This is a genomic window from Hydrocarboniphaga sp., assembly GCF_965279055.1.
Classification (GTDB): Bacteria; Pseudomonadota; Gammaproteobacteria; order Nevskiales; family Nevskiaceae; genus Hydrocarboniphaga.
The window spans coordinates 3,590,149-3,614,890 of sequence record NZ_OZ257125.1 but is presented as its reverse complement, the minus strand read 5'-3'; the positions used below and the strand labels follow the sequence as shown (position 1 = coordinate 3,614,890).

Genomic DNA, 24,742 nt, shown 5'->3' with positions numbered 1-24,742 from the left:
CCATGATCGACTCACTGATTCGTTTTTCCATCGCCCGCCGATGGCTCGTGCTGTTCCTGGTCGCGGTTGCGGCCGCGGCCGGCGTCTGGAGTTACCAGCGGCTGCCGATCGATGCGGTGCCCGACATCACCAATGTGCAGGTCCAGATCAACACGGCGGCCGCCGGCTACTCGCCGCTGGAGGTCGAGCAGCGCGTGACCTACCTGGTCGAAACCGCGATCGCCGGTCTGCCGCAGGTCGAATACACGCGCTCGCTGTCGCGCTACGGCTTGTCTCAGGTGACCGTCGCCTTCCACGATGGCACCGACATCTTTTTCGCCCGCAACCTGATCAACGAGCGGCTGCAACAGGCCAAGAGCCAGCTGCCCGATGGCGTCGAACCCGAGATGGGGCCGATCGCGACCGGGCTGGGCGAAATCTTCCAGTACACCGTGCATGCGGACGAAAACGCCCGGCAGGCCAACGGTCAGCCCTATGACGCCACCGCGCTGCGGACGCTGCAGGACTGGATCATCCGGCCGCAGTTGCGACAGGTCGCCGGCGTAACTGAGGTCAACACCATCGGCGGCTTCGAGAAGCAGTTTCACGTGACGCCCGATCCGGCGCGGCTGATGGCCTACGGCCTGAGTTTCGACGACGTGGTCGAGGCGCTGAAGAAGAACAACACGAATGTCGGCGCCGGCTACATCGAGAAAAACGGCGAGCAGTACCTGATCCGTTCACCCGGACAGGTCAGCGATATAGCGTCGATCGAGCGGGTCATCGTCGCGCGCCGTGAGGGCGTGCCGATCACCGTGCGCGATGTCGCCGAGGTCGCATTCGGCAAGCAGCTGCGCACCGGTGCCGCCACACGCGATGGCGAAGAGACCGTGCTCGGCACCGCCGTGATGCTGATCGGCGACAACAGCCGCACCGTGTCCGGCGCCGTCTCGGCCAAGCTCGCCGAGATCAACAAGACGCTGCCGGCCGGCGTGACCGCAGACCCGGTCTATGACCGCACGGTGCTGGTCGAGAAAACCATCGCGACCGTGCAGAAGAATCTGCTGGAAGGGGCGCTGCTGGTCGTGGTCGTGCTGCTGCTGATGCTGGGCAATGTCCGCGCGGCGCTGCTCACCGCGATGGTGATCCCGCTGTCGATGCTGATGCTGATGACCAGCATGGTCGAGACCCGGGTCAGCGCCAACCTGATGAGCCTGGGTGCGCTCGACTTCGGCCTGATCGTCGATGGTGCCGTGATCATCGTCGAGAACTGCATCCTGCGACTGGCAGCGCAGCAACATCATCACGGCCGGCTGCTGAATCTTCAGGAGCGAATGGAGACGGTGTTCGTTGCCACGCGCGAGGTCTTCACACCGAGCCTGGTCAGCGTGCTGGTGGTGATCCTGGTCAACCTGCCGATCCTGGCGTTGACCGGTGTCGAAGGCAAGATGTTCCGGCCGATGGCGCTGGCCGTGATCATGGCGCTGATCGCCGCGCTGATCCTGTCGCTGACCTTCATTCCGGCGGCCGTGGCGCTGCTGCTCAGCGGCAGGATCGAAGAGAAGGACAACGTCATCGTCCGCGGCGCCAAGCGCGTCTATGCGCCGGTGCTGGCCACGGCCTTGAAGCGGCGCGTCGCGTTCGTTGCAGCGGCCGTGGTCTTCGTCGTCTTCTGCGGCGGGATGGCATCCCGCATGGGCTCGGAGTTCATTCCGAGCCTGGACGAAGGCGATCTGGCCGTGCAGGCGCTGCGCATTCCCGGCACCAGCCTGACGCAGTCGCTGGAAATGCAGTTCCAGCTGGAGAAGGCGGTGATGCAGGTGCCGGAGGTGAAGACCTACTTCTCGCGTGTCGGCACCGCCGAAGTCGCCACCGATCCCATGCCGCCGAATATTTCCGATGGCTACGTGATGCTGAAGAACGTCGAGGATTGGCCCGAGCCGAAGCGATCCAAGGCCGAGGTGGTCGAGGACATCGAGACGCGACTGGCGGGAGTCCCCGGCAATGCGTTCGAGATCAGCCAGCCGATCCAGCTGCGCTTCAATGAGCTGATCTCCGGCGTGCGCTCCGATCTCGGTATCAAGATTTACGGCGATGACCTGGGCGAACTGCTGAAAGCCGGCAATGCGATCGCGAAGATCCTGACCGGCATCGGCGGTTCCGAGGGCGTCAAGGTCGAGCAGGTGGACGGCCTGCCGGTGCTGTCGATCGAGCCCAGGCGCACGGCGCTGTATCGCTACGGACTCAACGTCAGCGACGTGCAGCAGGTGCTGGCGGCGGCGACCGGCGGCGAAGAGGCCGGCCAGCTGTTCGAAGGCGATCAGCGCTTCTCGCTGATCGTGCGCCTGCCCGAGCGTCTGCGCAGCGATCTCAACGCGCTGCAGCGCCTGCCTGTGCCGCTGCCGGATGGCGGTTATGTGCCGCTGGGCGAAGTCGCGACACTGACGCTGGCGCCGGGGCCGAACCAGATCAGCCGCGAAAACGGCAAGCGACGTCTGGTGGTCTCGGCCAACGTGCGCGGTCGCGACCTCGGCGGCTTCGTCACCGAGGTTCAACGGCAGATCGATCAGCAGGTGAAGCTGCCGTCCGGCTACTGGCTCGCCTACGGCGGCACCTTCGAGCAGCTGCAGTCCGCGACGCAGCGGCTGACGCTGCTGGTGCCGATCACGCTGGCGATGATTTTCGCGCTGCTGATGATGACCTTCGGCTCGGCCCGGGACGCGGCCCTGATTTTCAGCGGCGTGCCGCTGGCGCTGACCGGCGGCGTCGTCGCACTGTGGCTGCGCGACATCCCGCTGTCGATCACCGCCGGCGTGGGATTCATCACGCTGTCGGGTGTCGCGGTACTCACCGGCGTCGTGCTGGTGGCGGCGATCCGCGATCGCCTGGCCCAGGGCGACGATATCGACACGGCGATTTACGAAGGCGCGATGCTGCGTCTGCGGCCGATCCTGATGGTGGCGATGGTGGCGGCGCTGGGCTTTCTGCCGATGGCGCTGAACACCGGCACCGGCGCCGAGGTGCAGCGCCCGCTGGCGACCGTGGTCATCGGCGGCATCCTGTCGTCGACGCTGCTGACGCTGCTGGTGCTACCGGGGCTCTACCGCATGGCCTGGCGCCGCCGGCTTGACCCAAAAATGCCGGAGAGCTAGTCGAAATACGGGACGGCCTGCCCCTACTGTTGATCGGGGAAACAGCCTTGCCTTCGTGATTCAATCGGCCAGGAACGGGGAAGCAAATTCCCCGCAGCACTACCGGCATATCCGGAACGATCGAAGAGCACGAAATCATGGCAAGTACGTTTGACAATGGACTGGACACCGCAATTCGCATTCGTTACATCGACCCTAGCGGGAAGGCGCACGATATCGATGCCGCGATCGGCGACACGCTGATGCAGGTCGCGACGTCAAATGCGGTGCCGGGCATCGACGGCGACTGCGGCGGCAGCTGCGCATGCGGCACCTGCCTGATCCGCCTGGACGACGGCCATGCCGCCCTGCTGAAGGCGCCGGAAAGCGGAGAGCGCGAGTTGGTCGCGTTTCTCGGCCAGAAGGGATCCAATTTGAGGCTCGGCTGCCAGATCCAGCTGACCCGTGAGCTGGACGGCGTGACCGTCCACGTGGCGGAGCCCGCGTAGCGAACCCGCTGCATCCGCGTGCCGCAACGCTAGGGCGGCGGCACGCGGTGCTGGTCCCGGGTTCAGGGCAGGTCGACGCCGAGGATTGTCGCCATCTTTTCGCGATCGATTTCGAGCACGTCGCCGCCGCGGCTCTCGTACCGGCGCCACGCGATCTGGATGGCGTTCTGCGTCGATGTCACCATCGGGTGGCGGCGCGGGTCGTAATCCTTGCGGAATACCGGCAGCGCGTTCTTGAGCAGGCGCAGCAGCATCGTCACGCAGAAACCCATCTTCGACACCGCGCGCAAGGGGTTGCGCAGCCAGCCCTCCATCCTCGCCATGTGTGCGTACGCGATCAGCGTTTCGCGGGCGATATGCACCAGCGCCAGCAGCACCATCCACTTGCGATAAAACTCGTCACGGCCGAAGAGGTGCCGGTAGACGTCGAACGCGACCGCGCCATGCTCGATCTCTTCGACCTGGTGCCAGACCCAGATCGCCTTCATTACCGGGTGCGAATCGGCAAACCAGCGGTGGTAGTTTTCCAGGATGATCATGCCGGCCAGGAACGTGAACGTCTCGTAGCCGGCGGTGTAGCCGACCTGGCGCTTGAAGGAATCGGCCTTCGCATGCTCCGCGAAGTAGTCGCGTGCCGCGGTATCCAGTTGCGCAACCTTGGGATAGCGCGCCGCCATGCGCTGGTTGAATTGCAGGAAATTCTTGGCGTGGTGCGCTTCCTGGCCGATGATCGCCGACATATCGCGCAGCAGCTTTTCGTCCTTCACCTGCGCCTTGGCCTTGCTCAGCGCGCGGATCAGGTAGCGCTCGAAATGCGGCACGTGCAGGCCCAGCGCGTTGATGAAAACCGAGAACTCCGGACAGGTTCGGCTCCAGACGATATCGTCGGACTCGATCGTCTCCAGTTTGAACTGCAGCGGCCGCACCGCAATGCGGTCCATCGGGTGGTAGGTGAATGCGTTCATTTTTGTCTGCTCTCCACTGCACGAAATACCAGTGGCAGTCTTGAGCGGACTTACATGGGAAACACCGATCTTTCGGCAGGGCGCGTGGCTCGCGCCGTCACTCAGATCAGGCGCAGATCACGCGCCCGCGCCGCTGCGGCGGTGCGGCTGCGCACGCCGATCTTGCTGTAGATGTTGTGGAGGTGCCATTTCACCGTGCCTTCGGACACCAGCAGGGTGTCCGCCAGCTGGCGATTCGCCAGGCCGGTCTGCACCAGCCGCAACAGCTCGATTTCGCGCGGCGTCAAGGCCTCGGTGACGCCGGACTCGACGGCCCCGGCCCGGGCGCTGGGCGCCTCGGGCTCGTCGCCGCGCAGCACCGAGCAGAGCCGGTCGTGCAGCTTCAGCCGGGCCTCCATCTCGCCGCCGATCCCAAGCTGGGTCCGCCGCCCGGCGATCGCGTCCAGCACCGGCAGCAGGCCAATGCCGGCGGACGCCAGGGGATAGGCATGCGACTCCGGCGCTGCCGCGGACAGCGCGCGATCCAGTTCGCGCGCCGCATCGGCGTGACGTTCGCACTGCCACAGCGCCAGCGCACGCACCGCGCGGATCGCCAGCGGCAGGCCGCCGTGCTCTTCGGCGTTTCGGGCCTGCTGCAGTGACGTCAGCCGACGCACCGCGGGCGCGGCATGGCCCTCGGCCAGCGCCAGTCGCGCTTCCAGCAGACTCAGCGAATCGCGCAGCCAACGGTCCACGCCGGAGGCCCGCGGTGACTGGAGTCTTTCGCGCAGGCCGGCGCGCTGCGCGGTTGCCTGTGCACCGGCAATGTCGCCGGCGATCAGCTGCAAGGTCGCTTCCTCGATCGCCAGCGACAGGTACAGCCGCGACTGGCCGATACTCAGCGCGGTGTCCTGCCCCTGCATCAGCACCTGGCGCGCCGCATCCAGCTGGCCGTCGGCCGCGAGCACGCGCGCCTCGGTGCGCATCGCGACCACCAGCGGTTCGACCGGGCCGAAGATCGCCGCGAACGCGCGGCCGATCGCCACCGAGCCGCGCGCCTTGGCGAAGTCGCAGCGCTGGATCGCGATCTCGGCGCTGATCAGGCCGGACAGCCCCGCGACATAAACCTGCGACGGACCAGCGGCCCGGGCGCTTTCCTCGGTGCGCTGGGCGCACTGCTGGGCATCCCGCAGCCGCCCGGATTCGACGCTGGCCAGTCCGTGCAGGAAGTCGGCCATTGCGGTCGCGAACACCGCGCCGGCGCGATGCCCGTGCGCATACGCGTCGGCGGCCTCGGCGGCGCTGCGGTCGAACTCGCGCCGTACCAGCCGGCAATAGCTCAGGCAGTTGCAGATCGAGGCGATCAGGAAAGGCTCGCTCTCCGGCAATCGCGCACGCAGCTCGGTGCTGCGTTCCAGGCATTCGTCGATCTCGTCGGCGCAGGCCTGTCCCACCGCCTGCACGACCCGCGCCCACAACCGCATGCGCTGGCGCTCGGCGTCGCTGAGATTCCAGCCGCCGCCGGCTTCGTCGCGCAGCTTCAGCAGCACCTGCTCCGCCAGCTGCATCGCGCGGCCGGTGTCGCGGGAAAAGGCTCGCGACCAGGCGTGGCTGAGCGCGATTTCCGGCCGGCGGCCGTGATATTGCTCGGGCAGGCGCCGCATCCAGTCCAGCACCGTGTAATGGTCGCCGTGATGTTGCGAGACGCGCGGACCGTGGTCGGCGATCAGGTCGCTGGCCTTGTCGTAACGACTGCCGTCGAGTGCGTACTGGATCGCCTCGGTGGTCTGGCCGTTGCGCTCGCACCACTGCACGGCAGCGTCGCAAACCGCCTGGTACGCCGCCGGATCGCTGCGCCTGATCTCGTCCTGAAGAAATTCCGCGAACAGGTGGTGATAGCGATACCACTGGCCGTTACGATCCAGCGGAATCACGAACAGGTGGGAGCGCTCCAGGTGGATCAGCATTTCCGCGCTGTTCGGGTGTCCCGAAGTCGCCTGGCATAGTTCGGCTGACATGCGGCGCAGCGGTGCGGTTCTGAGCAGAAATTTCCTGACACCTTCGGGCTGCGTGCGCAGCACGCTCTCGACCAGATAACTCGTCAGATCCTTGTCGTGCCCCGAAAAACTGTTGATCAGCTCGCGCGCCGGCCCGCGATGGCGCCGCAGAGCCAGAGCCGCCAGCTGCAATCCGGTGGGCCAGCCTTCGGTGGTTGCCAGCAGCGTGTCCAGATCGACCGGCGTCAGTTCCAGCTCGTGGTAGCGCTTGAGGAAGTCGACCGCTTGCTGCCGGTCGAAATTCAGATCGTCCTGATCGATTTCGACCAGCTCGTCTGCGACGCGCAGCCGCGCCAGGTCCAGCGGCAGGCTGGAGCGGCTGCCGATGACCAGGCGCAGCGTGCGCGGCAAGTGCGCGATCAGTTTGTTCAGAAAGCGCAGCACGCGCGCGTCGCGGATGTGCTGGAAATCGTCGAGGAAGATCGCCGTGTCGGTGCGCAGTGTCGATAGCCGCTGGACGAGGGCGTCGAACAGCGAATCGAAATCGCGCACCGGACTCGCGCGCAGTGACGCCAGTTCCTGCTGCGCCATCGGTACGTCGCCGGCGCTCAGCGCCGACAGAAAATAGATCGCGAACGCGGCGGCGCCGTCGTCGTCCTCATCCAGGCTGAGCCAACAGGTACGGGTGCCGCCTTCTTCCAGCAGCTGGTAGAGCTGCGCCATCAGCGTTGATTTGCCGGAGCCGGCGGCGGCCGTGATGCCGAGCACCGCGCCGTGGCGCCCGTTGCCGGTGAGTCGGGTGAACAGCGCCCTGCGCGAGACCAGCCGCTCGTCGGGCCTGGGAGGATTCAACTTCGTCGCGATCAGTATGTCTGGGAAATCGTCTCCCAAGCGGGTCTGCATCTGGCTGCTGCTCCATGGCGGGCTTCGATTGCGCCGCACGGCCTGCTTCGCGCTGCGCTGACGAACTCTCCGGTCTCCGCACGAGGTCGTCTTTAGTTTGGTGAAGCATAGCCCCAGCTCGGCGCAGGCGAACCCATCTTTCGATCGGTATTTCGCGGAACGGAATCTCTTAACTTTGCCGCGCAGCAATCGCTGCGAACCGGCCGGCGAGCGCTCCCGGACCCAACTTACGACCGCGAGCAAACGAAATGCCCGGTAAAACGGAGAGGAGAAACTCCATGCGACCGATATACGCCCAGCGATTGATCAGGCATGGCCTGCTTGCCATGTTCGTCGCGCTGCTCGCCGGATTCTGCCTGGTGTTCTCGATGGTCGGAGGCATCTCGCTTTCGCCGCTACCGATCGTGATCGACTACGTCATCCCCGGCAGCGCCGCCGGCTGGCGCATGGTCCATCTCGGCATGATGATGAACGGCATGATGGCGCTGCTGCTCGGCTGTGTGCTCGATCGTTGCGACGCCACCGATCGCAGCGCGGCACTGGTGGGGTGGGGCACGATCATCGCGGTATGGGGCAACTTCTGCTTCTATCTGTTCGGCATGTTCGCGCCGAACCACGGTGTCAGCCTGCAGGACAACCCACTCGGTGCCGCGAACTGGGCGGGGACGCTGGCGTTCTTCCCGGCACTCATCGGCGCCATTACGCTGATGATGGCGGTGATCGTGCTGCTGCGTAGCAACAAGGCACCGTAGACGGCAGCGACCTGCGGTACGAAATCCCGGCACCGTAGGAACCCGAGCAGAGAATCCTGCTGGGCGACGACTTTGCAATTGCTGGCAAGCGTCAGCAGGGCGATTCACGATCGGCCCTGCTGTCCATCGCCGCCGATCTAGAACTGATAGCCGAGCGCCAGGCCGTATGCGATGGGATCGATTTCGACCCTGCCGATCGATGCGCCGTTGACGCTGGCGTGCGTGTCGATGTCCATGTAGCGAATGTCGGCCATCAGCGTCACCCGCTTGCTGATGACGAAATCGACGCCCGCCACGGCGGCGATGCCGGTGGAGTCGTCCAGGTGCAGTTTGGTGCCCTGCAATGCGCCCTTGGTGCTTTCGTCGAAGAACATCGTGTAGTTGATGCCCGCACCAACGAAGGGGTGCCATGAGTCCGAGACCCGCGGGTACCAGACCAGCGACAGCGTCGGCGGCAGTTGCTGGGTGTCCGCGACCTTGCCGCCGCCGTTCAAAGCGATGTCGTGGGAGAACGGCAGCGCCAGCAGCAGATCGATCGCGATCGTCGGCTTGACGAAGTAGACGATGCTGCCGGTAACGCCGGGGCTGGCGTCGACATTGACGGTGTCGTTGTTGTTGGACTTCGGGTTCACATAGTGCGTGCCCAGCCGGCCGATCCAGTCACCGCTCTCGTATGCCGATGCCGCCGAGGCGAACAGCGCGGCGGAAAGTCCGAGTCCAGCTGCCATTGCAAAACCTGTCGCGTTCATTTTGATTGTTCCCTTGCCGGCTACATGCCGTGGAGGAACTGTCGTGCAAACGCGCGTTGCTCACATTGATCTGCATCAGCGACTTCATTGCAGGGAGCCGAAGCTTGTCGGGACTAGATCAGGCGATGGCAGAACGCGGACCAGCCCGCGGCCAGAGGCCAGGTCGTCGCCGCGATCCACAGTCCTGCAACGACCATCATCAGGGCACTGGCGCGCCGCAGGTTTTCTGCATTTTTGAACAGGGCGGCGTGCGTGACTGCGCCGATGCCGATCAGCAGTGGCGCCGTGCCGGCGCCGAACGCGAGCAGCAGCACCGCGCCTTCATGGGCCGAGCCGGTCAAGGCCGCCAGCCCGAGTACCGCGTAAAGCAGCGGGCAGGGGAGCATGCCCCAGGCAAGTCCCTTGCAGTAGGCAGGCCAGCTGCGCGGCGCCACCCGGGGCATGCAGCAGGCAGGGCGCGGTCTTGATGCCCGCCACTGCAGGCTGCCGAACACGACGAGAAAGGCCGCGGCGGCGATCCGCATCAGCGATCCCGCGTTCCAGTGCTCCGCCACCAGCAGCAGCTGCCCGCCGAAAGCGCCCGCAACAGCGCCCAGCGCCGCGTAGCTGCTGATCCGTCCGACATTCAACAGCAGCATCGATCGAGCCGTGGGCTTGGATGGGCCCTGGTGCAGCATCTGCACGATCGGGCTGCACATCACCGCGCAATGAGGGCTGGTCGAGATGCCCAGCGCGAACAGAGCGGGTGCGCCCAGGACCATGCCCGCCAGTGGCAGGACGGCGATGCTCATCCGTCCTGGTCGGGCATGCGCCGGCCGATCTCGTCCAGGTCCTCGAACTGGCGGCCGCGTATGGCTTGCAGGAAGAACCACGCCGACACGGCGGCGAACACGCCGCCGAGCGGAATCAGCACGAACAGGCTGCTCATGCGGTGGCTCCGAGATCCGGGCGCAGGATCGTCGGCAGGCCGCGATGCCGGTAGCGGGCCAGACGCAGCGAGTTGCCCACGACCGTGAGCGAGCTGAGTCCCATGCCCAGCGCGGCCATCCACGGCGCGAGCTCGCCGGTGACGGCCAGCGGAATCGCGACGATGTTGTAGAGCGCGGCCCATGCCAGGTTTTCACCGATGACGCGGCGCGTCCGGCGCGCCAGTGCCAGCGCCACCGGCAGCGCGCCCAGATCATTTCCGGTCAGCAGCAGGCCCGCGTTGGCTTGCGCCAGCGCGCTGGCCGATGCCAGGGACGTCGACACATCGGCGGCGGCGAGCGTCGGGGCGTCGTTGACGCCGTCGCCGATCATCCACACATGGCGCCCCTGGGCGTGCAATTCCTGCAGCGCGGCCAGTTTCCCTTCGGGTTTGAGCTGCGCGCGGTAGTCGTGGATTCTCAGGTTGCGGGCAATGTCGGCAACGGCACCGCCGCCATCGCCGCTGAGCAGGATGATGTCGAGGCCTTCGTTGCGAAGCTGCCGCACCACGTCACGCGCCTCGCTCCTGATGCGATGTTCCAGGCCGAAGCGTGCCACCTCCAGGCCGCCGCTTGTCAACGACAGCCATGTCAGCGCGTGTTTGCCGGCGCAGCCCACCAGCTGGTATTCGACGCCGTCGACGACGCCGCTGATCCCATGGCCCGCCGTCGTTTGGACGCGGCTCGCCGTCAGCGAGCTGGGATAGGCGACGAAGGCGGTGGCGATCGGGTGGTGAATGCCGCGCTCCAGTGCCGCGACGACCGAGAAGGCATGGTCGGTCTGGGACTCGTCGCGGAGTTCGATGCGAACGCAGCGCATCGTGCCGGTGGTCAGCGTGCCGGTCTTGTCGAAACACACGGTGTCCACGCGCGGCAACGCGAGCAATGCATCCGGCCGGGTCAACAGGATGCCGCGGCGTGCGAGTGCCGAAGCGGCAGCGGCCAGCGCAGCCGGCGTCGCCAGCGACAGCGCGCAAGGGCAGGTGACGACCAGGACCGCCAACGCCACCTGCAGCGCCATTTCGTGGCTGCGTGGCCACCACCAGCCCGCCGCAGCTGCCGCGATGACGATCACCGCCAGCGTGATGACGCCGGCAACCCGATCGGCCAGACGCTGCACCCGCGGCCGCTGCATCTGCGCGTGTTGCACCAGGTGATTGATGTACGACAGCATCGTGCCGGAACCGGTGCTCGTCACCTCGACACGCAGCGGCGAGCTGCCCGCATTGATCGCGCCGGCGTAGACCGGGTGGCCGGCGCTGCGCACGGCCGGCTCGGCCTCGCCGGTCAGCAGTGACTCGTCCAGCTCGGCGGATTCGCTGACCAGCAGTCCATCGGCGGCGATCGCCGATGCCGGCGGAACCAGGATGATGTCGCCGGCGACGAGGTCGCTGCTCGCCACCTCGCGCACCTGGTCGTTGTTCTCCCGCAAGGCGGAAAGCGGCTGTGCCGATGCCAGCTCGCGCAGTCGCAGCGTCGCTTCGGCGCGGCCGCGGCCCTCGAACCAGCGCGCGACCAGCAGCAGGAACACGAACATCGTTACCGAATCGAAATACACGTTGCCGCTGCGCGCGATGACGTTGAAGCTGCTGGCGCCATAAGCGAGCACCAGCGCAATCGCGATAGGCACGTCCATCGACAGGCCGCCGGCCTTCAGGCTTCTGAGCGCGCCGCCGAGGAACGGCCAACCGGCGAACAGCAGGACCGGCGTTGCGAGCACCCACTGCGCATATCGCATCACCAGGTTCAGCGAAGGATCGATGCGCCCGAAGTCGGCGTAGCGAGTCGCCGCGAGCATCATGACCTGCATCGACAGGATGCCGGCGATGCCGATCCGCAGCAGCAGGCGGCGGCGTTCACGCTGTTCGGCCATCAGGTCCTGGCGTTCCGACAGCGGCTCCGGGCGGAATCCCGCTGCGTCGATCGCTTGCAGCAGTGTCGACAGGCGGGTCTTGGCTTGGTCCCAGCGCAGCGAGGCCGTGCCGGTGCCGAGGCTCACCAGCACGCGTTCACACAGCGGCGACAGCGCCGTTTCGATGGTGCCGATGCAGCTGGAGCAGTGGATGCCATGAATCCGGATCAGGGCTTCGCGGCAGCCGCCCGGCACGCGGTGTGTGACCGCGTCGCACAGCGCCGGCGCGTCGTAGGCGGACCAGTCGGTGGCCATCGTCGTATGGGACTTTCGCTGATGGTCAGTGCGGCTTCTGCGCCGCGATCTCGTGGCCGAAGCGATCCAGCATCGCACTCTCATGCGCTGGATACTTCAGTGCCAGATACAGCGTGATCGAGCACGCGACCACCGCCGCCAGCGGCAGGAAGACCACCAGTACCAGCTCGATCGACCAGACGCGCGGCTTGCGATCGACCGAGGTTTTTTCGTTGACTGCTTTCATTTGCTTGCTCCTATGAATCGGGCGTCGTGGCGCGTCGACAGCGCCGGGTCGTCGTCGGCCCGTACTTCGAAAGTCAGCGTCTGCACGCCATGGGCCTTGTCCGCCGGCATGATCGCCGCGACCACCACGGAGTCGGTGCTCGATGCCTCGATGCGGGCCTGGACGCTGGACAGCTTCACTTGCGCGCCGGCCGCATCGGTGGCACGGATGCTGAACTCGTGCGCCGCATCGGCCTTGTTGGCGATCTTGAGCGTGAACACGTTGGCGATGCTGCCGTCGTCCAGCTCGCGGTACAGCTGGCGGCGATCGCGCAGCACGTCCAGGCCCACTTGCGACCGGGTCAGTACCAGGGTGGCGAAGGCGATCAGCATCGCCATCCAGACCAGGCCGTAGCCGATGGCGCGCGGGCGCAACATCCGCAGGCTTCCGCCTTCATCGCGATGCTCGGTGGTGTAGCGCACCAGGCCTGCCGGCTTGCCGACTTTGACCATCACCTCGTTGCACACGTCCACGCAGGCGGCGCAGGCGATGCATTCCGATTGCAGACCCTTGCGAATGTCGATGCCGACCGGGCAGACCTGTACGCACAGGCTGCAGTCGACACAATCGCCGGCCGGGAGCCCCGCGAGTTTGGCGGCCGCCTTTCGGGGTTCACCGCGCTTGTTGTCGTAGGCGATGATCAGCGTGTCCTTGTCGAACATCGCGGACTGGAAGCGCGCATACGGACACATGTACTTGCAGACCTGCTCGCGCATGAAACCGGCGTTGCCCCAGGTCGCAAAGCCGTAGAACAGCGCCCAGAACAGCGGCCAGCCAGCAAGCGAAAGAGTGAAGGCCGCTCCGAACATCTGGCGCGCGGGGATAAAGTAGGAGACGAAGCTCAGGCCGGTGAACATCGCGAAAGAAAACCAAAGGGCGTGTTTGGCCGCCTTGCGTGCGAGCTTCTCGCCGCTCCAGTTCCCGTGATCCAGCTTCTGCCGCTGATGGCGGTCACCTTCGGTGATCCGTTCCATCCACATGAAGGCTTGCGTCCACACGGTCTGCGGGCAGGCGTATCCGCACCACAGGCGACCGCCGAGCGTGGTGAAGAAGAACAGGGTCAATGCCGCGCAGACCAGCAGCGCCGCGAGCAGAAACAGATCTTGCGGAAACAGCGTCAAGCCGAACAGGTGAAAGCGGCGCGCCGGCAGATCGAACAACACCAGCGGATGACCGCCCCACTGCAGCCACGGCGTTGCGTAGAAGATCGACAGCAGCGCCAGCATCGCCACGACCCGCAGCCGCGCGTAACGCCCTTTGGCCCGGCGCGCGTATATCTTGGCCTCTGAGGCATACAGCGACGCGATCGGCGGCGGGTTCTTCATCACTTGCGTTCCGAACTCGGCGGCGCAAGCAGCGCCAGGCCGCAGACGATCGGCACCAGCGACGCGACCCAGTAGCTGAGGAACCAGGTTCCCAGGATCGCCAGGCTGAACCTGCCATCGCCATCCATCTGCGGCGCCACCAGCAACAGCAGCGCGGTGCTGAGTACGGCGCCGATGAAGCTGCTCCAGACGACGACGGCGGAAAGGCGCAGCGCGGACGGCCAGGCGGCGCGTGTCATGGCTGCTGCTCCGGCAAGGCCAGCACGTAGGACGCGAGCAGGCGGCGTTCGGTCAGGTTGAGAACGTTCTCGAAGGCCGGCATCTGGCTCTTGCGACCGAACAGGATGGTGGCGCGGATATCGGCGGCGCTGCCGCCATGCAGCCAGGTGTCGTCGGTCAGGTTGGGTGCGCCGAGCAAGGGGTTGCCATGGCCGTCGGCGCCGTGGCAGGCAAAGCAGGTTCCATTGAATTTCTGCGCGCCCTGCTGGTAATCCGCCGGATCACGACCCGGCTTGTGCCAGTCGTGGACGAAGGCCACGAGTGCCTGCAGCTGGGCTTCGTCCATCGACGCGAAGAACGAGGGCATCTGCCCGTTGCGGCCCTTGGTTATCGTGGCCAGCACCTGTTCTTCCGAGCCGCCGTACAGCCAGTCGCCGTCGGCCAAGTTGGGGAAGCCCTTGGCTCCGCGTGCGTCGACGCCGTGGCATCCGGCGCAGTTGCTTTGGAACAGCTTGCCGCCGAGCTCTGCCGCTTTCGGATCGTGGCGCAGATCCGCAATTTCGCGGCCCTCGAAAGCCTGGTAGACATGCTCGCGTTTGGCGTCGAGCTCGGCGCGGCCGAGGTCGTGCTGCCCTGCGGACGACCAGCCCAGGCGGCCGGCGAAATTCCCCAGGCCCGGGTAGAGCGCGAGGTAAATGGCGCCGAACACGATCGTCAGCACGAACAGGTTCAACCACCAGCGCGGCAGCGGGTTGTTGTATTCGCGAAGATCGTCGTCCCAGACATGGCCGGTTTCTTCACCGTCGGCCACGCCCTTGGTCTTGCGCGACGTCCAGATCAGCAGCGCGAGGCAGCCGACGATGTTCAGCACCACCAGCGTGATGACGATGCCACTCCACAACGGCGTCATGGGCGGTCTCCGTTCTGATCATCGGCCGGGTCCGTCGTATCGCCGACCGGCAGGCGCGACGCCGCCTCGAATTCACCGCGCCGCGACGGCGAATAGGCATAGAAGCAGATGCCGAGAAAACTGATGAAGGCGATCAGGGTCACCAGGCCCTGCACCAGTCCATCGTGAATCGGGTTCATGGCTTGGATTCCTTGTTCGTCTCGATAGCGGTCGCTGCCGCAACGGCAGGGGCCCGCGGCGAGGCTTTGAGCGTCTGCAGGTAGGCGATGAGCGCGTCGAGCTGGGTCTTGCCGTCCACGGCGGCGCCGGCACCGGCGATGTCCTCGTCGGTGTAGGGCACGCCGACGCGGCGCAGCGCGGTCATCTCCGCCTGCACCTCGGCAACTTCCAGCGGCGTCTCGGCCAGCCAGGGATAGCCGGGCATGTTCGACTCGGGCACGACGTCGCGCGGGTTCATCAGATGGATGCGGTGCCAGTCTTCGCTGTAGCGACCGCCGACTCGCGACAGATCCGGGCCGGTGCGCTTGGAGCCCCATTGGAACGGGTGGTCGTAGACGGTCTCGCCGGCGATGGCGTAGGGGCCGTAGCGCAGCGTCTCTTCGTCCAGCGAGCGCACCTGCTGCGAGTGGCAGCCGTAGCAACCTTCGCGCACGTAGACGTCACGGCCCGCGGTCTGCAGCGCGCCCAGCGGCTTGACGCCGGGAGCAGGCTGGTCGACCTGAGTACCGACGATCAGCGGCACGATTTCGACGAAGCCGCCGACACTGATCACCGCCGCGATCAACACGCCCATCAGGCCGATGTTGCGTTCGAGTCTCTCGTGGCCCTGGCTCATTTGATGGCTCCTGCCAGATCCGCCTGGCTGACGACGCGCGCTCGCGACGGCTGGCTTTGCGGTTGCACGGTCTTCCAGACGTTCCAGGCCATCACGACCATGCCGCTGAGGTAGAGCGCGCCGCCGGCCAGACGCACCGCGTAGAACGGATGGGTGGCGACCAAGGCCTCGACGAAGCTGTAGGTCAGCGAGCCGTCGTCGTTGACCGCGCGCCACATCAGGCCCTGCATGACGCCGGCGATCCACATCGCGACGATGTAGAGCACGATGCCGATCGTGGCCAGCCAGAAATGCAGGTTGATCGCCGGGATGCTGTGCATCTGCGGCTTGCCGTAGAGCTTCGGGATCAGCGCATACAGCGAGCCCATCGTGATCAGGCCGACCCAGCCCAGCGCGCCGGAATGCACGTGGCCGATGGTCCAGTCGGTGTAGTGGCTGAGCGCGTTGACCGTCTTGATCGACATCATCGGCCCCTCGAACGTGCTCATGCCGTAGAACGACAGCGACACGATCAGGAACTTCAGGATCGGATCTTCGCGCAGCTTGTGCCAGGCGCCGCTCAGCGTCATCACGCCGTTGATCATGCCGCCCCAACTCGGCGCCAGCAGGATCAGCGAGAACACCATGCCCAGGCTCTGCACCCAGTCCGGCAGCGAGGTGTACATCAGGTGATGCGGACCGGCCCACATGTAGGTCGAGATCAGCGCCCAGAAATGCACGATCGACAGCCGATACGAATAGATCGGCCGGCCGACCTGCTTCGGAATGAAGTAGTACATCATTCCGAGGAAGCCCGCGGTCAGGAAGAAACCGACGGCGTTGTGTCCGTACCACCACTGCACCATCGCGTCGACCGAGCCGCCGTAGATCGAGTAGGACTTGGTCAGCGAGAACGGGATCGACAGGTTGTTGACGATATGCAGCACCGCGATCGTCAGGATGTAGGCGCCGAAGAACCAGTTCGCCACGTAGATGTGGTCGACCTTGCGCTTGACGATCGTGCCGAAGAACACCACGGCGTAAGACACCCAGACGATCGCGATCAGCAGATCGATCGGCCACTCCAGTTCGGCGTATTCCTTGCCCTGGGTGATGCCCATCGGCAGCGTGATCGCCGCGGCGACGATCACCGCCTGCCAGCCCCAGAACGTGAACATCGCCAGCCGGGGCAGGAACAGCGCCGTATGGCAGGTCCGCTGCACGATGTAGTAGCTGGTGGCGAACAGGCCCGAGCCGCCGAACGCAAAGATCACGGCGTTGGTGTGCAGCGGACGCAGGCGCGAGTACGTCAGCCAGGGGATATCGAAATTCAGCGCCGGCCACAGCAGCTGCGCCGCCAGCAACACGCCGACGGCCATACCCACCAGGCCCCAGAGGACGGTGGTGAGCGCGAAGCGTCGCACCACCTCGTCGTCGTATTGGAGTGGAGTCGAAGCGGGACTGGCTGACATGCGGTATTCCGTCGAAGGCGTGGTCGATGGGGCGCAGTGTCCTGTCGTTGGCGCCCCGTCGCATTGACCTGAATCAATCGACGCCGACGGATCGCGACTCCGCCACGATGTTGACGGCGATCAATGCGGCCGATGCCGCGGCCTCGCTAGCCTGAGCGGACCCATTCGGAGCCCTGCATGACTGCCGCCAGTACCTTGCCCGCCGATCTCCTCGCCCAGGAGCTGCGCGGGCCGCGTTACACCTCGTATCCGACCGCGCTGTCTTTCGGCCCGCAGTTTTCGATCTCGGACTATGTGGCGGCGGCAAGAAGCAGCGTGCTGGGCGGGGCGCCGCTGTCGATCTATGTCCATGTGCCGTTCTGCGCGTCCAACTGCTACTACTGCGGCTGCAACCGGGTCGTGACCCGGAGCAGCGAGCGGATCGAGCGCTACGTGGCCGCGTTGCTGGCGGAGATCAGGATGCAGAGCGCGCTGTTCGGTCAGCGCCAGGCCGTCCAGCAAATCCATTTCGGCGGCGGTACGCCCAACCTGCTCGGGCACGCGCATTTCGCGCAGATCCTGCGGGCGATACGAAGCCACTTTCGCGTCGGTGGCGCCGCCGAGCTGGAGATGTCGATGGAGGTGGATCCGCGGCACGCGGGCGCCGACGACATTGCCGCCTGGCGTTTGTTGGGCTTCAACCGCTTGTCGTTCGGCGTACAGGATGTCGATCTGCTGGTGCAGCGCGCGATCAACCGCATACAGAGCGTGTCGCAGATTGCGGCGCTGACCACGGCGGCGCGCGAGGCCGGCTATTCGAGCCTGAACTACGACCTGGTCTACGGCTTGCCACTGCAGACCCTCTCCTCTTTCTCGCGGACGCTGGACTTCGTCATCGCCCAGCGCCCGGAGCGCATTGCCGCTTATCACTACGCGCATCTTCCGGCGCGCTTTCCCGCCCAGCGCGCCATCGACGATCAGCAACTCCCGCTAACCGCGCAGCGTCAGCAGCTGCGCGAGCTGATTGCGAGCCGGCTGCAGGCGGCGGGCTATGTCGCCATCGGCCTGGATCACTATGCCTTGCCGGACGATCCCTTGAGCGTGGCGCTGCGCGACGGTTCGCTGCATCGGAATTTTCAAGGCTATTCGACGCAGTCGAACTGCGATCTGATCGGCATCGGCGTCAGCGCGATCTCCAAGCTCGACGGCTGCTTCGCGCAAAACAACAGCGATCTCGACCGCTACCTGGCGGCCGTGGAAGGCGGGCGTCTGCCGCTGATGCGGGGCTATCGTCCGAATGACGACGACCGGCTTCGCGCCGACGTCATCGAGGCCATCATGTGCACCGGCAAAGTCGATTTCCAGCAGATCGAAGGCCGTCATGGTGTCGAACTGCCAGCTCGTTTTGAAACCGAAATGCAGCGTCTCCGGCAGCTCGATCCGCAACAGGATTGGATGTCCTACGGCGACTGGGGGCTCAAGGTCGAGGAGCAGGGCCGCGCACTGCTGCGCGTGGTGGCGATGGTGTTCGATCGGCACCTGCGGCTTGCTGCAACACCCGCACTTCATTCTCCGACGCTCTGAGTCGCGATGGCTCTGCCCGACGAGCTGGAATCAGGCGGTGTACCGCTATTGGCGGCCCTGCGCGACTCGGCGTCGCTCGCCGGCCGGCTGCAGGAATCGCTGGAGCTTTATCGTGCGATCCTGGATACCGCGATCGACGGAATCATCACGATCGACGAGCGCGGGCGCATCGAATCCTTCAACCAGGCCGCCGAGCGAATCTTCGGCTATGCGGCGCCGGATGTGCTGGGTTCGAACATCAGCCGGTTGATGCCCAAGCCGTACCGGAGCCAGCACGATGCGAACCTCGGGCGTTATCTGGCGACGGGCGAGCGGCGCATCATCGGCCGCGGTCGCGAAGTGCAGGGACAGCGTCGTGACGGCAGCGTCTTCCCGATGGAACTGGCCGTCGGCGAAGTGCAGCTCGAAGGGCGAAAACTGTTCACCGGTATCACCCGCGATATCTCCGACCGGAAGATGGTCGAGGAACAGGCGCGGCATCGGCTCAACGAGCTGGCGCACGTCTCCCGGCTCGCGGCGATGGGCGAGATGGCCACGGCCCTGGCGCACGAGGTGAATCAACCGCTGACCGCGATCATCAGTCACGCCACCGCCTGCATGAGAATGCTCGGCCACTTGCCGGTCGGCTCGGAATCGCTGCAGGAGGTGCTGATCGACTCGCTGACCCAGATTTCACGCCAGGGAGAACGCGCTGCCGAGGTCATCAAGCGCCTGCGCAGTTTCGTGCGCAAGGGCGAGATGGAGTTCAGGGCCGAGAGCATCAACGCGGTAGTCCACGACGTGCTGTGGCTGGCAGGGCATGAGTGCCGGGCCGCTTCGGTGACGGTGGAACTGAATCTCCAGGAGCCGCTGCCTCGCGTCGCGATGGACCGTATACAGATCGAGCAGGTGGTCTTCAATCTGTTGCGCAATTCGATCGAGGCGGTGTCCGGTTTGCCCGAAGAGCGGCGCTGCGTCCGCATTCGCACCCGGCTTTCGGAGCAGGACGGCCACGCCCAGGTTGTCTGCAGCCTGGAGGACCAGGGCTCCGGTTTTTCCGGCGAGGCAGCGGAGCGTCTGTTCGAGCCTTACTACACGACCAAGACGAACGGTCTCGGCCAGGGCCTGTCCATTTGCCAGTCGATCCTGGAGGCTCATTCGGGCCACATCCTCGCCGAAAGGCTGGACCCGGTCGGAGCACGGTTTTCGTTCTGGCTGCCTTTGGCGCGACAATAGCGGCGTGACGACCGATGCCACGGTTTTTGTTGTCGACGACGACGAAGGGGTCCGCTCGGGCCTCAGGGTGCTCCTCGCCTCCGGCGGCCTGCGCGCCCAGCTTTTTGCCAGCGCCCAGGCGTTCCTCGCCGAGATCGATCCGGCGGCGCCGGGTTGCCTGCTGCTGGATGTGCGCATGCCGGGCATCAGTGGACTCGATCTTCAGGAGCGCCTGCAGCAGCGCGAGATCCTGCTACCGGTGATCCTGCTGACCGGTCACGGCGATGTGCCGATGGCCGTCCGGGCGATGAAGCGCGGCGCCTTCGACTTCATCCAGAAACCGTTCAACGATCAGTATCTGCTCGATCGGATCAGCGAGGCGCTGGAGCTGGATGGCCACAATCGCGAACATCGGCGTCATGTGCTGCTGCTGAAGCAGCGGCTGGCGCGACTCACTGCCCGCGAGCGATCGGTACTGGACGGCCTGGTGAAAGGGCAGGCCAACAAGAGCATCGCATCGGACCTGGGAATCAGCGAACGCACGGTCGAGTTACATCGCGCCCATGTGATGGAGAAGATGGAAGCGCGCTCCCTGGCGCAACTGGTGCAAGCCCTCGCGACACTCAAGGGCGAGTAGTGCGCCACTGAGGCGCGCTCGCTGACGCAGGTCAATGCGCGGCGTGGTGTGGCGCGGCACCATTCGTCCATCCACGAAGAGGAACACCGCCATGTCCATGCTCAAGCTGATTACCCGTGCTGAAGTCGACGCCGTCGCGCAGATCCGCGATGAACTCAAGCTGCAGGCCCATCTGTTCAAGGCGGAAGCCAAGGATCATTGGGACCGCGCCGAAGTCAGCTGGGCTCACGTCATGAGCGACATCAATGCGGCGAGGGAATCGGTCGATCGGTCCGGTGTCGAGATATCGACGGCAGCCCAGCTGCTGTTCGAGACGGTGCGGGACAGCTTGCAGGACATCCGCAAATCGCTGAAGCACTGAACGGCAGTCGAGCCGACCATGTCGATGATGGATATCCCGCAGCCGCCTGGCCGCTTCGAGCGTTCATTGCCGGTGCTGTCGGCGGCCAGCCTCGACGCCTACCTGCAGACGGTGAGCCAGATTCCCGTGCTCTCGGCCGAGGAGGAGTCCGAGCTGGTCAGGCGGATGTGCGGTGATCGGGACGCCGCAGCGGCCAGAACGCTCGTGCTTTCCCATCTGCGCTTCGTCGTCTACATCGCGCGTGGTTTTCTGGACTATGGGCTGCCGTTTGCCGATCTGATCCAGCAGGGCAATGTCGGCTTGTTGCGCGCCGTCCCGCGCTTTGATCCCTCCAAGGGCGTGCGACTGATTTCCTTCTCGGTCCACTGGATCAAGTCGGAGATTCACGAGTTCGTGTTGAAGAACTGGCGGATCGTGAAAATGGCCACGACACGGGCGCAACGCAAGCTGTTCTTCGGTCTGCGCAGCCGCAAGCGGAATCTGGGCTGGCTTTCGCCACCCGAGGCCGCCGCCATCGCGGCCGATCTGAAGGTCACGCCGCAGGAAGTACTGGGAATGGAAGCCCGCTTCGCCGCGTCGGACTATGAGTTGGACAAGCCGCAGCACAGCGAAACCTCCGATCCGCGCGAACTCGTCGCGCCCGACGACGGGCTCGGCCGCCTGGTTCAGCAGGAATGGACCGCTTACCAGAAAAGTTGCCTGAAGACGGCGCTCGCCACACTGGATGCGCGCTCGCTGGACATCGTCAGCCGCCGCTGGCTCACCGAAGACAAGCCGATGGGCCTGGAAGAACTGGCGAGTATCCATGCGGTGTCGGCGGAGCGCATCCGTCAAATACAGAACAAGGCGCTGCAACAGCTGCGTACCGCCCTGCTGGATGCGCACTACGAGAGAGAGCTGGACTCGGACCACCAGGTGATGACCGCCGCCTGGGCTTGAGTCCCAAGAGGCGCTGCGTCCTTGGTCTTCAGGCGCTGCTCATAGGCCGGTTAGGCAATTCATCGAACACCGGCCTCGACTGAATCCACTGCATCGCGGTTCTGCAGCATCGCCGTCGGATGGCCATCGAAATCGGTCCAGCACTGGCGCCGATAGTCATACAGCTTGCAGCGAGCCGCCGTATCGAAGTACCACGGCCATGAGAAGGTCTGCACCACGATCTGGCCGGGCATGCGCGCCTCGAGAATCCGCTGCGCCTGCTTCAGGTGATACAGCGGAATGGTCATGTCGACGTGGTGGGCCGTGTGCTCCGTGATGTGATGCAGAAACGAGCCCGCGTCGAAGCCCCAGCACTTTTTGAACTGGAGATGCACCGTGGTCGAAACGAAGGGCTGGGCGGCCGACCAGCGCGCCTTGTCCTCGTGCCACTGGATGCCCGGATGGGTGTGGTGAACGTAGACGATGAAACCGATCAGGCAGTTCCAGACTAACTGCGGCAGCACAAAGCCGGTCAGCAGCGCCAGCAGGATCGAATCTCCGCGAAGCTGCGCTACGACGCCGAGAGTGACGATCCAGCCCAGCGCGACGGCGCTGACCAGCAACGAGTCCAGCACGAAGATCCTGCGTCGGGTCGGCATGAAGCGGGCATTGGGGAAAAACATCCGCGACCACCAGATTTCAACCAGGTAGTACAGGCCCGGCGCCCAGCCGCTCCGGTAAATGCGCTCGAGTCGCTGGCGCCATGGCGCTAGCGCGCGGTACTCCTCCGGTGTTTTGGGCTGCCACACGAAATCGAAGGTACGCAGGTTGGTGTAGCCGTGGTGAACGACGTTATGGCCGGTTTCCCACAGGCTGCACGGCGTCAGCGAGGGCAGCAGCAGCATGCGACCCAGCCAGCGATTGAGTCTGCGGTTGCCGGTAAGGCTCTGGTGGCAGGCGTCGTGGCCGAGGATGAACAGGCGGCCGATCACCAGGCCGGCCGCGGCGCCCGCCATGAATCTCGGAATCAGATGCGGCAGGGACACGGCCGCCACGAGCAGCACGGCCAGCAGCGCGCTGTCCAGTGCCACCCTCCACAACGCGGGCAGGTAGCCTGGCCTGGCAATCGACACGAGCCAGCTGCGGATGACTTTGCGGTGGGGAATGCGGGTCTGGACTGCGTTAATCATGTCTCGGCCAAGAGTCGTTGCGGGCCGCCCATTGCAAGGCTCGCGCTGCCATCGCGCATTGACCGGCGTCATTTCCAGACGTCGCGGGTGGACAAAAAGCACTACGTACTTGCCGCAGGCGCACACGCGTAAGACCGGATTTTGCCGGCGCGCGTGCCGCGACAGAATGACTCCGAGATCAACGCAACGAAGGAGCCCCCATGTCGACCAGCCAGCAGTCCACCGCCGTCAGCGCCAGCCAGCCATGCCTGGATTGCTCCCGCAAGTCGCGTTGCCTGGGAGGTCTGCTGGTAGAAGGCATGCCGGCGGATCAGGCTGCAACCGTCGCGGTGACCCGGATGGTCGTCGACAAGGGCGAGCACCTGTATCGTGCCGACGACAAGGCCGACTACCTGTACGTGGTCCGCGGCGGTGCGCTGAAGACCTATGTGTCGTCTATCGACGGCAACGAAGAAATCCGCGGCTTCCACCTGGCAGAGGAAGTGGCGGGACTCGACGCCATCTGCCAGCCGAGCTTCCGCTCCAGCGCCCGGGCCTTGTCCCGCACCTGGGTCTGTCGCCTGCCGATCACGGCCGTGCGCAGCCGGATGCTCGAATCGGGTTCGTTCCGCGATCGTATCCTGGCCAACCTGGGCCGAGAGTTCGATCGCCTGAACGGCATGCTGCACCGTGAGCGTTGTACGGCCGATCAGCGTGTCGCCAGCTTTCTGGTGAGCCAGCTGAAGAGCGATCAGACAGATGAGCACGCGGAGATCCAGCTGCCCATGTCGCGCGTGGATCTGGCTCGCTATCTCGACCTTGCAACCGAGACGATCTCCCGCGTGTTCACTCGCCTGCAGGCGCGCAACATCCTTCGCAGTCGGGGTGCCGTTTGCGAGGTCGTGGACGGTGATGCACTGCGGGCACTGGCGTAGCACCGATGTCTTGATCGCAGTCAAGGCGGCAATGGCGCGCCTGGGTATGCTGGCGACTTCCACACCAGCCGGACCACGTCATGCGAATCGCCATCATCCAGGGGCACCCGGACGTCAGTGAAACGCACCTCGGCCATGCGCTCGCGCATGCCTATGCCGAAGCGGCGGAGAAGGCGGGGCACCAGGTGCGCAACATCATCGTCGCCCAGCTGGCGGTGCCGATGCTGCACAGCAAGGACGAATGGCAGAACGGCGAGGTGCCCGAGACCGTGTTGGCCGCTCAGGAGGTGATGGTCTGGGCCGAGCATCTGCTGATCGTGCTGCCTCTCTGGCTGGGCTCGATGCCCGCATCATTCAAGGCGTTTCTGGAGCAGGTTTTCCGTCCCGACTTTACGGTCGTATGCGACAGCAAAGGTAAATCGAAACGCCTCGGCGGCCGATCGGCGCGCGTGGTGCTGACGATGGGGATGCCCGCGCTGCTGTACCGCTTTTACTTCATGGCCCACGGCCTGAAGAGCCTGGTCCGGAACATCCTGAAATTTGCCGGGATATCCCCGGTGAGCACGACGGTTGTCGGCATGGTCGAAGGCCGGCATAACCGCGTCGAGTCCAAGTGGCTGCCGCTGATGCGGCGCTACGGCGCGCTGGCTCGCTGATGCGATTCCGCTCCGACGCGGTTACAGGCACGCGCTCGCGCTTCGGTCACTCGCCCTGCACACGCTCGAATTTCTCCTGGTGGGCGGGTCTCAGCTGCTGACCAACTTAAAGCCCTGAGAATCGATCTATCCGGCAGTCGACGGAGTTCGTTTTGCAAAGATCATCACCAAGATATGAAGATGAACTCATGTGCCGGGACTGCAGAAA

The 24,742-nt window shown here is 65.2% G+C and carries 24 protein-coding genes; 10 read left to right on the top strand and 14 right to left on the bottom strand.

Annotated features, from left to right (window positions below; genetic code table 11):
* Window positions 1-2 precede the first annotated feature (2 nt).
* Both ACQZF9_RS16285 and ACQZF9_RS16280 read left to right on the top strand, forming a co-directional pair.
* Entirely contained in the window at window positions 3-3,131 is a 3,129-nt protein-coding gene (locus tag ACQZF9_RS16285; RefSeq protein WP_428310013.1) for an efflux RND transporter permease subunit, read from the top strand.
* 137 nt (window positions 3,132-3,268) lie between these two features.
* On the top strand, window positions 3,269-3,619 hold the full coding sequence (locus tag ACQZF9_RS16280) for a 2Fe-2S iron-sulfur cluster-binding protein (protein WP_428310012.1): 351 nt from the start codon (window positions 3,269-3,271) through the stop codon (window positions 3,617-3,619).
* Between the two features lie 62 nt (window positions 3,620-3,681).
* On the opposite strand, the gene ACQZF9_RS16275 is transcribed toward ACQZF9_RS16280, so the two are convergent.
* Together ACQZF9_RS16275 and ACQZF9_RS16270 are read right to left on the bottom strand one after the other, a co-directional pair.
* Window positions 3,682-4,584, bottom strand: a complete 903-nt coding sequence (locus ACQZF9_RS16275) for a metal-dependent hydrolase (RefSeq protein ID WP_428310011.1) — start codon at window positions 4,582-4,584, stop codon at window positions 3,682-3,684.
* 101 nt (window positions 4,585-4,685) lie between these two features.
* Window positions 4,686-7,412: a LuxR C-terminal-related transcriptional regulator gene (locus tag ACQZF9_RS16270; protein WP_428310010.1), complete on the bottom strand. Its 2,727-nt coding sequence runs from the start codon at window positions 7,410-7,412 to the stop codon at window positions 4,686-4,688.
* Between the two features lie 377 nt (window positions 7,413-7,789).
* Here ACQZF9_RS16270 and ACQZF9_RS16265 point away from each other — a divergent pair, with 377 nt between their 5' ends.
* On the top strand, window positions 7,790-8,215 hold the full coding sequence (locus ACQZF9_RS16265) for a hypothetical protein (protein WP_428310009.1): 426 nt from the start codon (window positions 7,790-7,792) through the stop codon (window positions 8,213-8,215).
* Window positions 8,216-8,352: 137 nt separating this feature from the next.
* On the opposite strand, the gene ACQZF9_RS16260 is transcribed toward ACQZF9_RS16265, so the two are convergent.
* The 11 genes from ACQZF9_RS16260 to ccoN form a co-directional block, all read right to left on the bottom strand.
* On the bottom strand, window positions 8,353-8,943 hold the full coding sequence (locus tag ACQZF9_RS16260) for an OmpW/AlkL family protein (protein ID WP_428310008.1): 591 nt from the start codon (window positions 8,941-8,943) through the stop codon (window positions 8,353-8,355).
* A 134-nt stretch (window positions 8,944-9,077) separates the two neighbouring features.
* Complete coding sequence (locus ACQZF9_RS16255; protein ID WP_428310007.1) at window positions 9,078-9,755, bottom strand: sulfite exporter TauE/SafE family protein; 678 nt, start codon at window positions 9,753-9,755, stop codon at window positions 9,078-9,080.
* Window positions 9,752-9,892 (bottom strand): cbb3-type cytochrome oxidase assembly protein CcoS, encoded by a 141-nt coding sequence (gene ccoS / locus ACQZF9_RS16250; RefSeq protein WP_428310006.1) that lies wholly within the window; start codon window positions 9,890-9,892, stop codon window positions 9,752-9,754. Before ccoS ends, ACQZF9_RS16255 begins: the two co-directional genes overlap by 4 nt.
* On the bottom strand, window positions 9,889-12,096 hold the full coding sequence (locus ACQZF9_RS16245) for a heavy metal translocating P-type ATPase (RefSeq protein ID WP_428310005.1): 2,208 nt from the start codon (window positions 12,094-12,096) through the stop codon (window positions 9,889-9,891). The genes ccoS and ACQZF9_RS16245 overlap by 4 nt, the downstream gene beginning before the upstream one ends.
* Before the next feature lie 25 nt (window positions 12,097-12,121).
* Window positions 12,122-12,322: a hypothetical protein gene (locus ACQZF9_RS16240; protein WP_428310004.1), complete on the bottom strand. Its 201-nt coding sequence runs from the start codon at window positions 12,320-12,322 to the stop codon at window positions 12,122-12,124.
* Window positions 12,319-13,686 carry a cytochrome c oxidase accessory protein CcoG gene (gene ccoG / locus ACQZF9_RS16235; RefSeq protein ID WP_428310003.1) on the bottom strand — a complete coding sequence of 456 codons (1,368 nt, stop codon included), beginning with the start codon at window positions 13,684-13,686 and terminating at the stop codon, window positions 12,319-12,321. The genes ACQZF9_RS16240 and ccoG overlap by 4 nt, the downstream gene beginning before the upstream one ends.
* The gene (locus ACQZF9_RS16230) at window positions 13,686-13,925 is read right to left on the bottom strand and encodes a hypothetical protein (RefSeq protein WP_428310002.1); all 240 of its coding nucleotides are present in this window, start codon (window positions 13,923-13,925) and stop codon (window positions 13,686-13,688) included. The genes ccoG and ACQZF9_RS16230 overlap by 1 nt, the downstream gene beginning before the upstream one ends.
* Window positions 13,922-14,815 carry a cytochrome-c oxidase, cbb3-type subunit III gene (ccoP, locus tag ACQZF9_RS16225; protein WP_428310001.1) on the bottom strand — a complete coding sequence of 298 codons (894 nt, stop codon included), beginning with the start codon at window positions 14,813-14,815 and terminating at the stop codon, window positions 13,922-13,924. The genes ACQZF9_RS16230 and ccoP overlap by 4 nt, the downstream gene beginning before the upstream one ends.
* Window positions 14,812-14,994 carry a cbb3-type cytochrome oxidase subunit 3 gene (locus tag ACQZF9_RS16220; protein ID WP_428310000.1) on the bottom strand — a complete coding sequence of 61 codons (183 nt, stop codon included), beginning with the start codon at window positions 14,992-14,994 and terminating at the stop codon, window positions 14,812-14,814. The genes ccoP and ACQZF9_RS16220 overlap by 4 nt, the downstream gene beginning before the upstream one ends.
* A complete protein-coding gene (ccoO, locus tag ACQZF9_RS16215) occupies window positions 14,991-15,650 on the bottom strand; it encodes a cytochrome-c oxidase, cbb3-type subunit II (protein ID WP_428309999.1) in 660 nt (219 codons plus the stop codon). The genes ACQZF9_RS16220 and ccoO overlap by 4 nt, the downstream gene beginning before the upstream one ends.
* Window positions 15,647-17,101: a cytochrome-c oxidase, cbb3-type subunit I gene (ccoN, locus tag ACQZF9_RS16210; protein WP_428309998.1), complete on the bottom strand. Its 1,455-nt coding sequence runs from the start codon at window positions 17,099-17,101 to the stop codon at window positions 15,647-15,649. Before ccoN ends, ccoO begins: the two co-directional genes overlap by 4 nt.
* Before the next feature lie 177 nt (window positions 17,102-17,278).
* Between ccoN and hemN the strand changes: the two genes are divergently transcribed.
* The 5 genes from hemN (at window position 17,279) to rpoH (ending at window position 21,795) form a co-directional block, all read left to right on the top strand.
* Window positions 17,279-18,664, top strand: coding sequence for an oxygen-independent coproporphyrinogen III oxidase (hemN, locus tag ACQZF9_RS16205; RefSeq protein WP_428309997.1), 1,386 nt, complete (start codon window positions 17,279-17,281; stop codon window positions 18,662-18,664).
* Between the two features lie 6 nt (window positions 18,665-18,670).
* Window positions 18,671-19,879, top strand: coding sequence for a two-component system sensor histidine kinase NtrB (locus ACQZF9_RS16200; protein WP_428309996.1), 1,209 nt, complete (start codon window positions 18,671-18,673; stop codon window positions 19,877-19,879).
* A 4-nt stretch (window positions 19,880-19,883) separates the two neighbouring features.
* Window positions 19,884-20,495, top strand: coding sequence for a response regulator transcription factor (locus tag ACQZF9_RS16195; protein WP_428309995.1), 612 nt, complete (start codon window positions 19,884-19,886; stop codon window positions 20,493-20,495).
* 91 nt (window positions 20,496-20,586) lie between these two features.
* Window positions 20,587-20,856: a hypothetical protein gene (locus tag ACQZF9_RS16190; protein ID WP_428309994.1), complete on the top strand. Its 270-nt coding sequence runs from the start codon at window positions 20,587-20,589 to the stop codon at window positions 20,854-20,856.
* An 18-nt stretch (window positions 20,857-20,874) separates the two neighbouring features.
* The gene (gene rpoH, locus ACQZF9_RS16185) at window positions 20,875-21,795 is read left to right on the top strand and encodes an RNA polymerase sigma factor RpoH (RefSeq protein WP_428309993.1); all 921 of its coding nucleotides are present in this window, start codon (window positions 20,875-20,877) and stop codon (window positions 21,793-21,795) included.
* A gap of 59 nt (window positions 21,796-21,854) precedes the next feature.
* Here rpoH and ACQZF9_RS16180 read toward each other — a convergent pair whose 3' ends face one another.
* Window positions 21,855-22,964, bottom strand: a complete 1,110-nt coding sequence (locus ACQZF9_RS16180) for a fatty acid desaturase (protein ID WP_428309992.1) — start codon at window positions 22,962-22,964, stop codon at window positions 21,855-21,857.
* A 200-nt stretch (window positions 22,965-23,164) separates the two neighbouring features.
* Between ACQZF9_RS16180 and ACQZF9_RS16175 the strand changes: the two genes are divergently transcribed.
* Window positions 23,165-23,878: a Crp/Fnr family transcriptional regulator gene (locus ACQZF9_RS16175; protein WP_428309991.1), complete on the top strand. Its 714-nt coding sequence runs from the start codon at window positions 23,165-23,167 to the stop codon at window positions 23,876-23,878.
* Between the two features lie 80 nt (window positions 23,879-23,958).
* Window positions 23,959-24,534: an NAD(P)H-dependent oxidoreductase gene (locus tag ACQZF9_RS16170; protein ID WP_428309990.1), complete on the top strand. Its 576-nt coding sequence runs from the start codon at window positions 23,959-23,961 to the stop codon at window positions 24,532-24,534.
* Window positions 24,535-24,742: the final 208 nt, after the last annotated feature.

Excerpts from the sequence above, each read along its gene's own strand:
- ACQZF9_RS16285 (WP_428310013.1), top strand. The coding sequence starts at position 3 with ATGATCGACTCACTGATTCGTTTTTCCATCGCCCGCCGATGGCTCGTG.
- ACQZF9_RS16280 (WP_428310012.1), top strand. The coding sequence starts at position 3,269 with ATGGCAAGTACGTTTGACAATGGACTGGACACCGCAATTCGCATTCGT.
- ACQZF9_RS16275 (WP_428310011.1), bottom strand. The coding sequence starts at position 4,584 with ATGAACGCATTCACCTACCACCCGATGGACCGCATTGCGGTGCGGCCG.
- ACQZF9_RS16265 (WP_428310009.1), top strand. The coding sequence starts at position 7,790 with ATGTTCGTCGCGCTGCTCGCCGGATTCTGCCTGGTGTTCTCGATGGTC.
- ACQZF9_RS16260 (WP_428310008.1), bottom strand. The coding sequence starts at position 8,943 with ATGGCAGCTGGACTCGGACTTTCCGCCGCGCTGTTCGCCTCGGCGGCA.
- ACQZF9_RS16255 (WP_428310007.1), bottom strand. The coding sequence starts at position 9,755 with ATGAGCATCGCCGTCCTGCCACTGGCGGGCATGGTCCTGGGCGCACCC.
- ccoS (WP_428310006.1), bottom strand. The coding sequence starts at position 9,892 with ATGAGCAGCCTGTTCGTGCTGATTCCGCTCGGCGGCGTGTTCGCCGCC.
- ACQZF9_RS16245 (WP_428310005.1), bottom strand. The coding sequence starts at position 12,096 with ATGGCCACCGACTGGTCCGCCTACGACGCGCCGGCGCTGTGCGACGCG.
- ACQZF9_RS16240 (WP_428310004.1), bottom strand. The coding sequence starts at position 12,322 with ATGAAAGCAGTCAACGAAAAAACCTCGGTCGATCGCAAGCCGCGCGTC.
- ccoG (WP_428310003.1), bottom strand. The coding sequence starts at position 13,686 with ATGAAGAACCCGCCGCCGATCGCGTCGCTGTATGCCTCAGAGGCCAAG.
- ACQZF9_RS16230 (WP_428310002.1), bottom strand. The coding sequence starts at position 13,925 with ATGACACGCGCCGCCTGGCCGTCCGCGCTGCGCCTTTCCGCCGTCGTC.
- ccoP (WP_428310001.1), bottom strand. The coding sequence starts at position 14,815 with ATGACGCCGTTGTGGAGTGGCATCGTCATCACGCTGGTGGTGCTGAAC.
- ACQZF9_RS16220 (WP_428310000.1), bottom strand. The coding sequence starts at position 14,994 with ATGAACCCGATTCACGATGGACTGGTGCAGGGCCTGGTGACCCTGATC.
- ccoO (WP_428309999.1), bottom strand. The coding sequence starts at position 15,650 with ATGAGCCAGGGCCACGAGAGACTCGAACGCAACATCGGCCTGATGGGC.
- ccoN (WP_428309998.1), bottom strand. The coding sequence starts at position 17,101 with ATGTCAGCCAGTCCCGCTTCGACTCCACTCCAATACGACGACGAGGTG.
- hemN (WP_428309997.1), top strand. The coding sequence starts at position 17,279 with ATGACTGCCGCCAGTACCTTGCCCGCCGATCTCCTCGCCCAGGAGCTG.
- ACQZF9_RS16200 (WP_428309996.1), top strand. The coding sequence starts at position 18,671 with ATGGCTCTGCCCGACGAGCTGGAATCAGGCGGTGTACCGCTATTGGCG.
- ACQZF9_RS16190 (WP_428309994.1), top strand. The coding sequence starts at position 20,587 with ATGTCCATGCTCAAGCTGATTACCCGTGCTGAAGTCGACGCCGTCGCG.
- rpoH (WP_428309993.1), top strand. The coding sequence starts at position 20,875 with ATGTCGATGATGGATATCCCGCAGCCGCCTGGCCGCTTCGAGCGTTCA.
- ACQZF9_RS16180 (WP_428309992.1), bottom strand. The coding sequence starts at position 22,964 with ATGATTAACGCAGTCCAGACCCGCATTCCCCACCGCAAAGTCATCCGC.
- ACQZF9_RS16175 (WP_428309991.1), top strand. The coding sequence starts at position 23,165 with ATGTCGACCAGCCAGCAGTCCACCGCCGTCAGCGCCAGCCAGCCATGC.
- ACQZF9_RS16170 (WP_428309990.1), top strand. The coding sequence starts at position 23,959 with ATGCGAATCGCCATCATCCAGGGGCACCCGGACGTCAGTGAAACGCAC.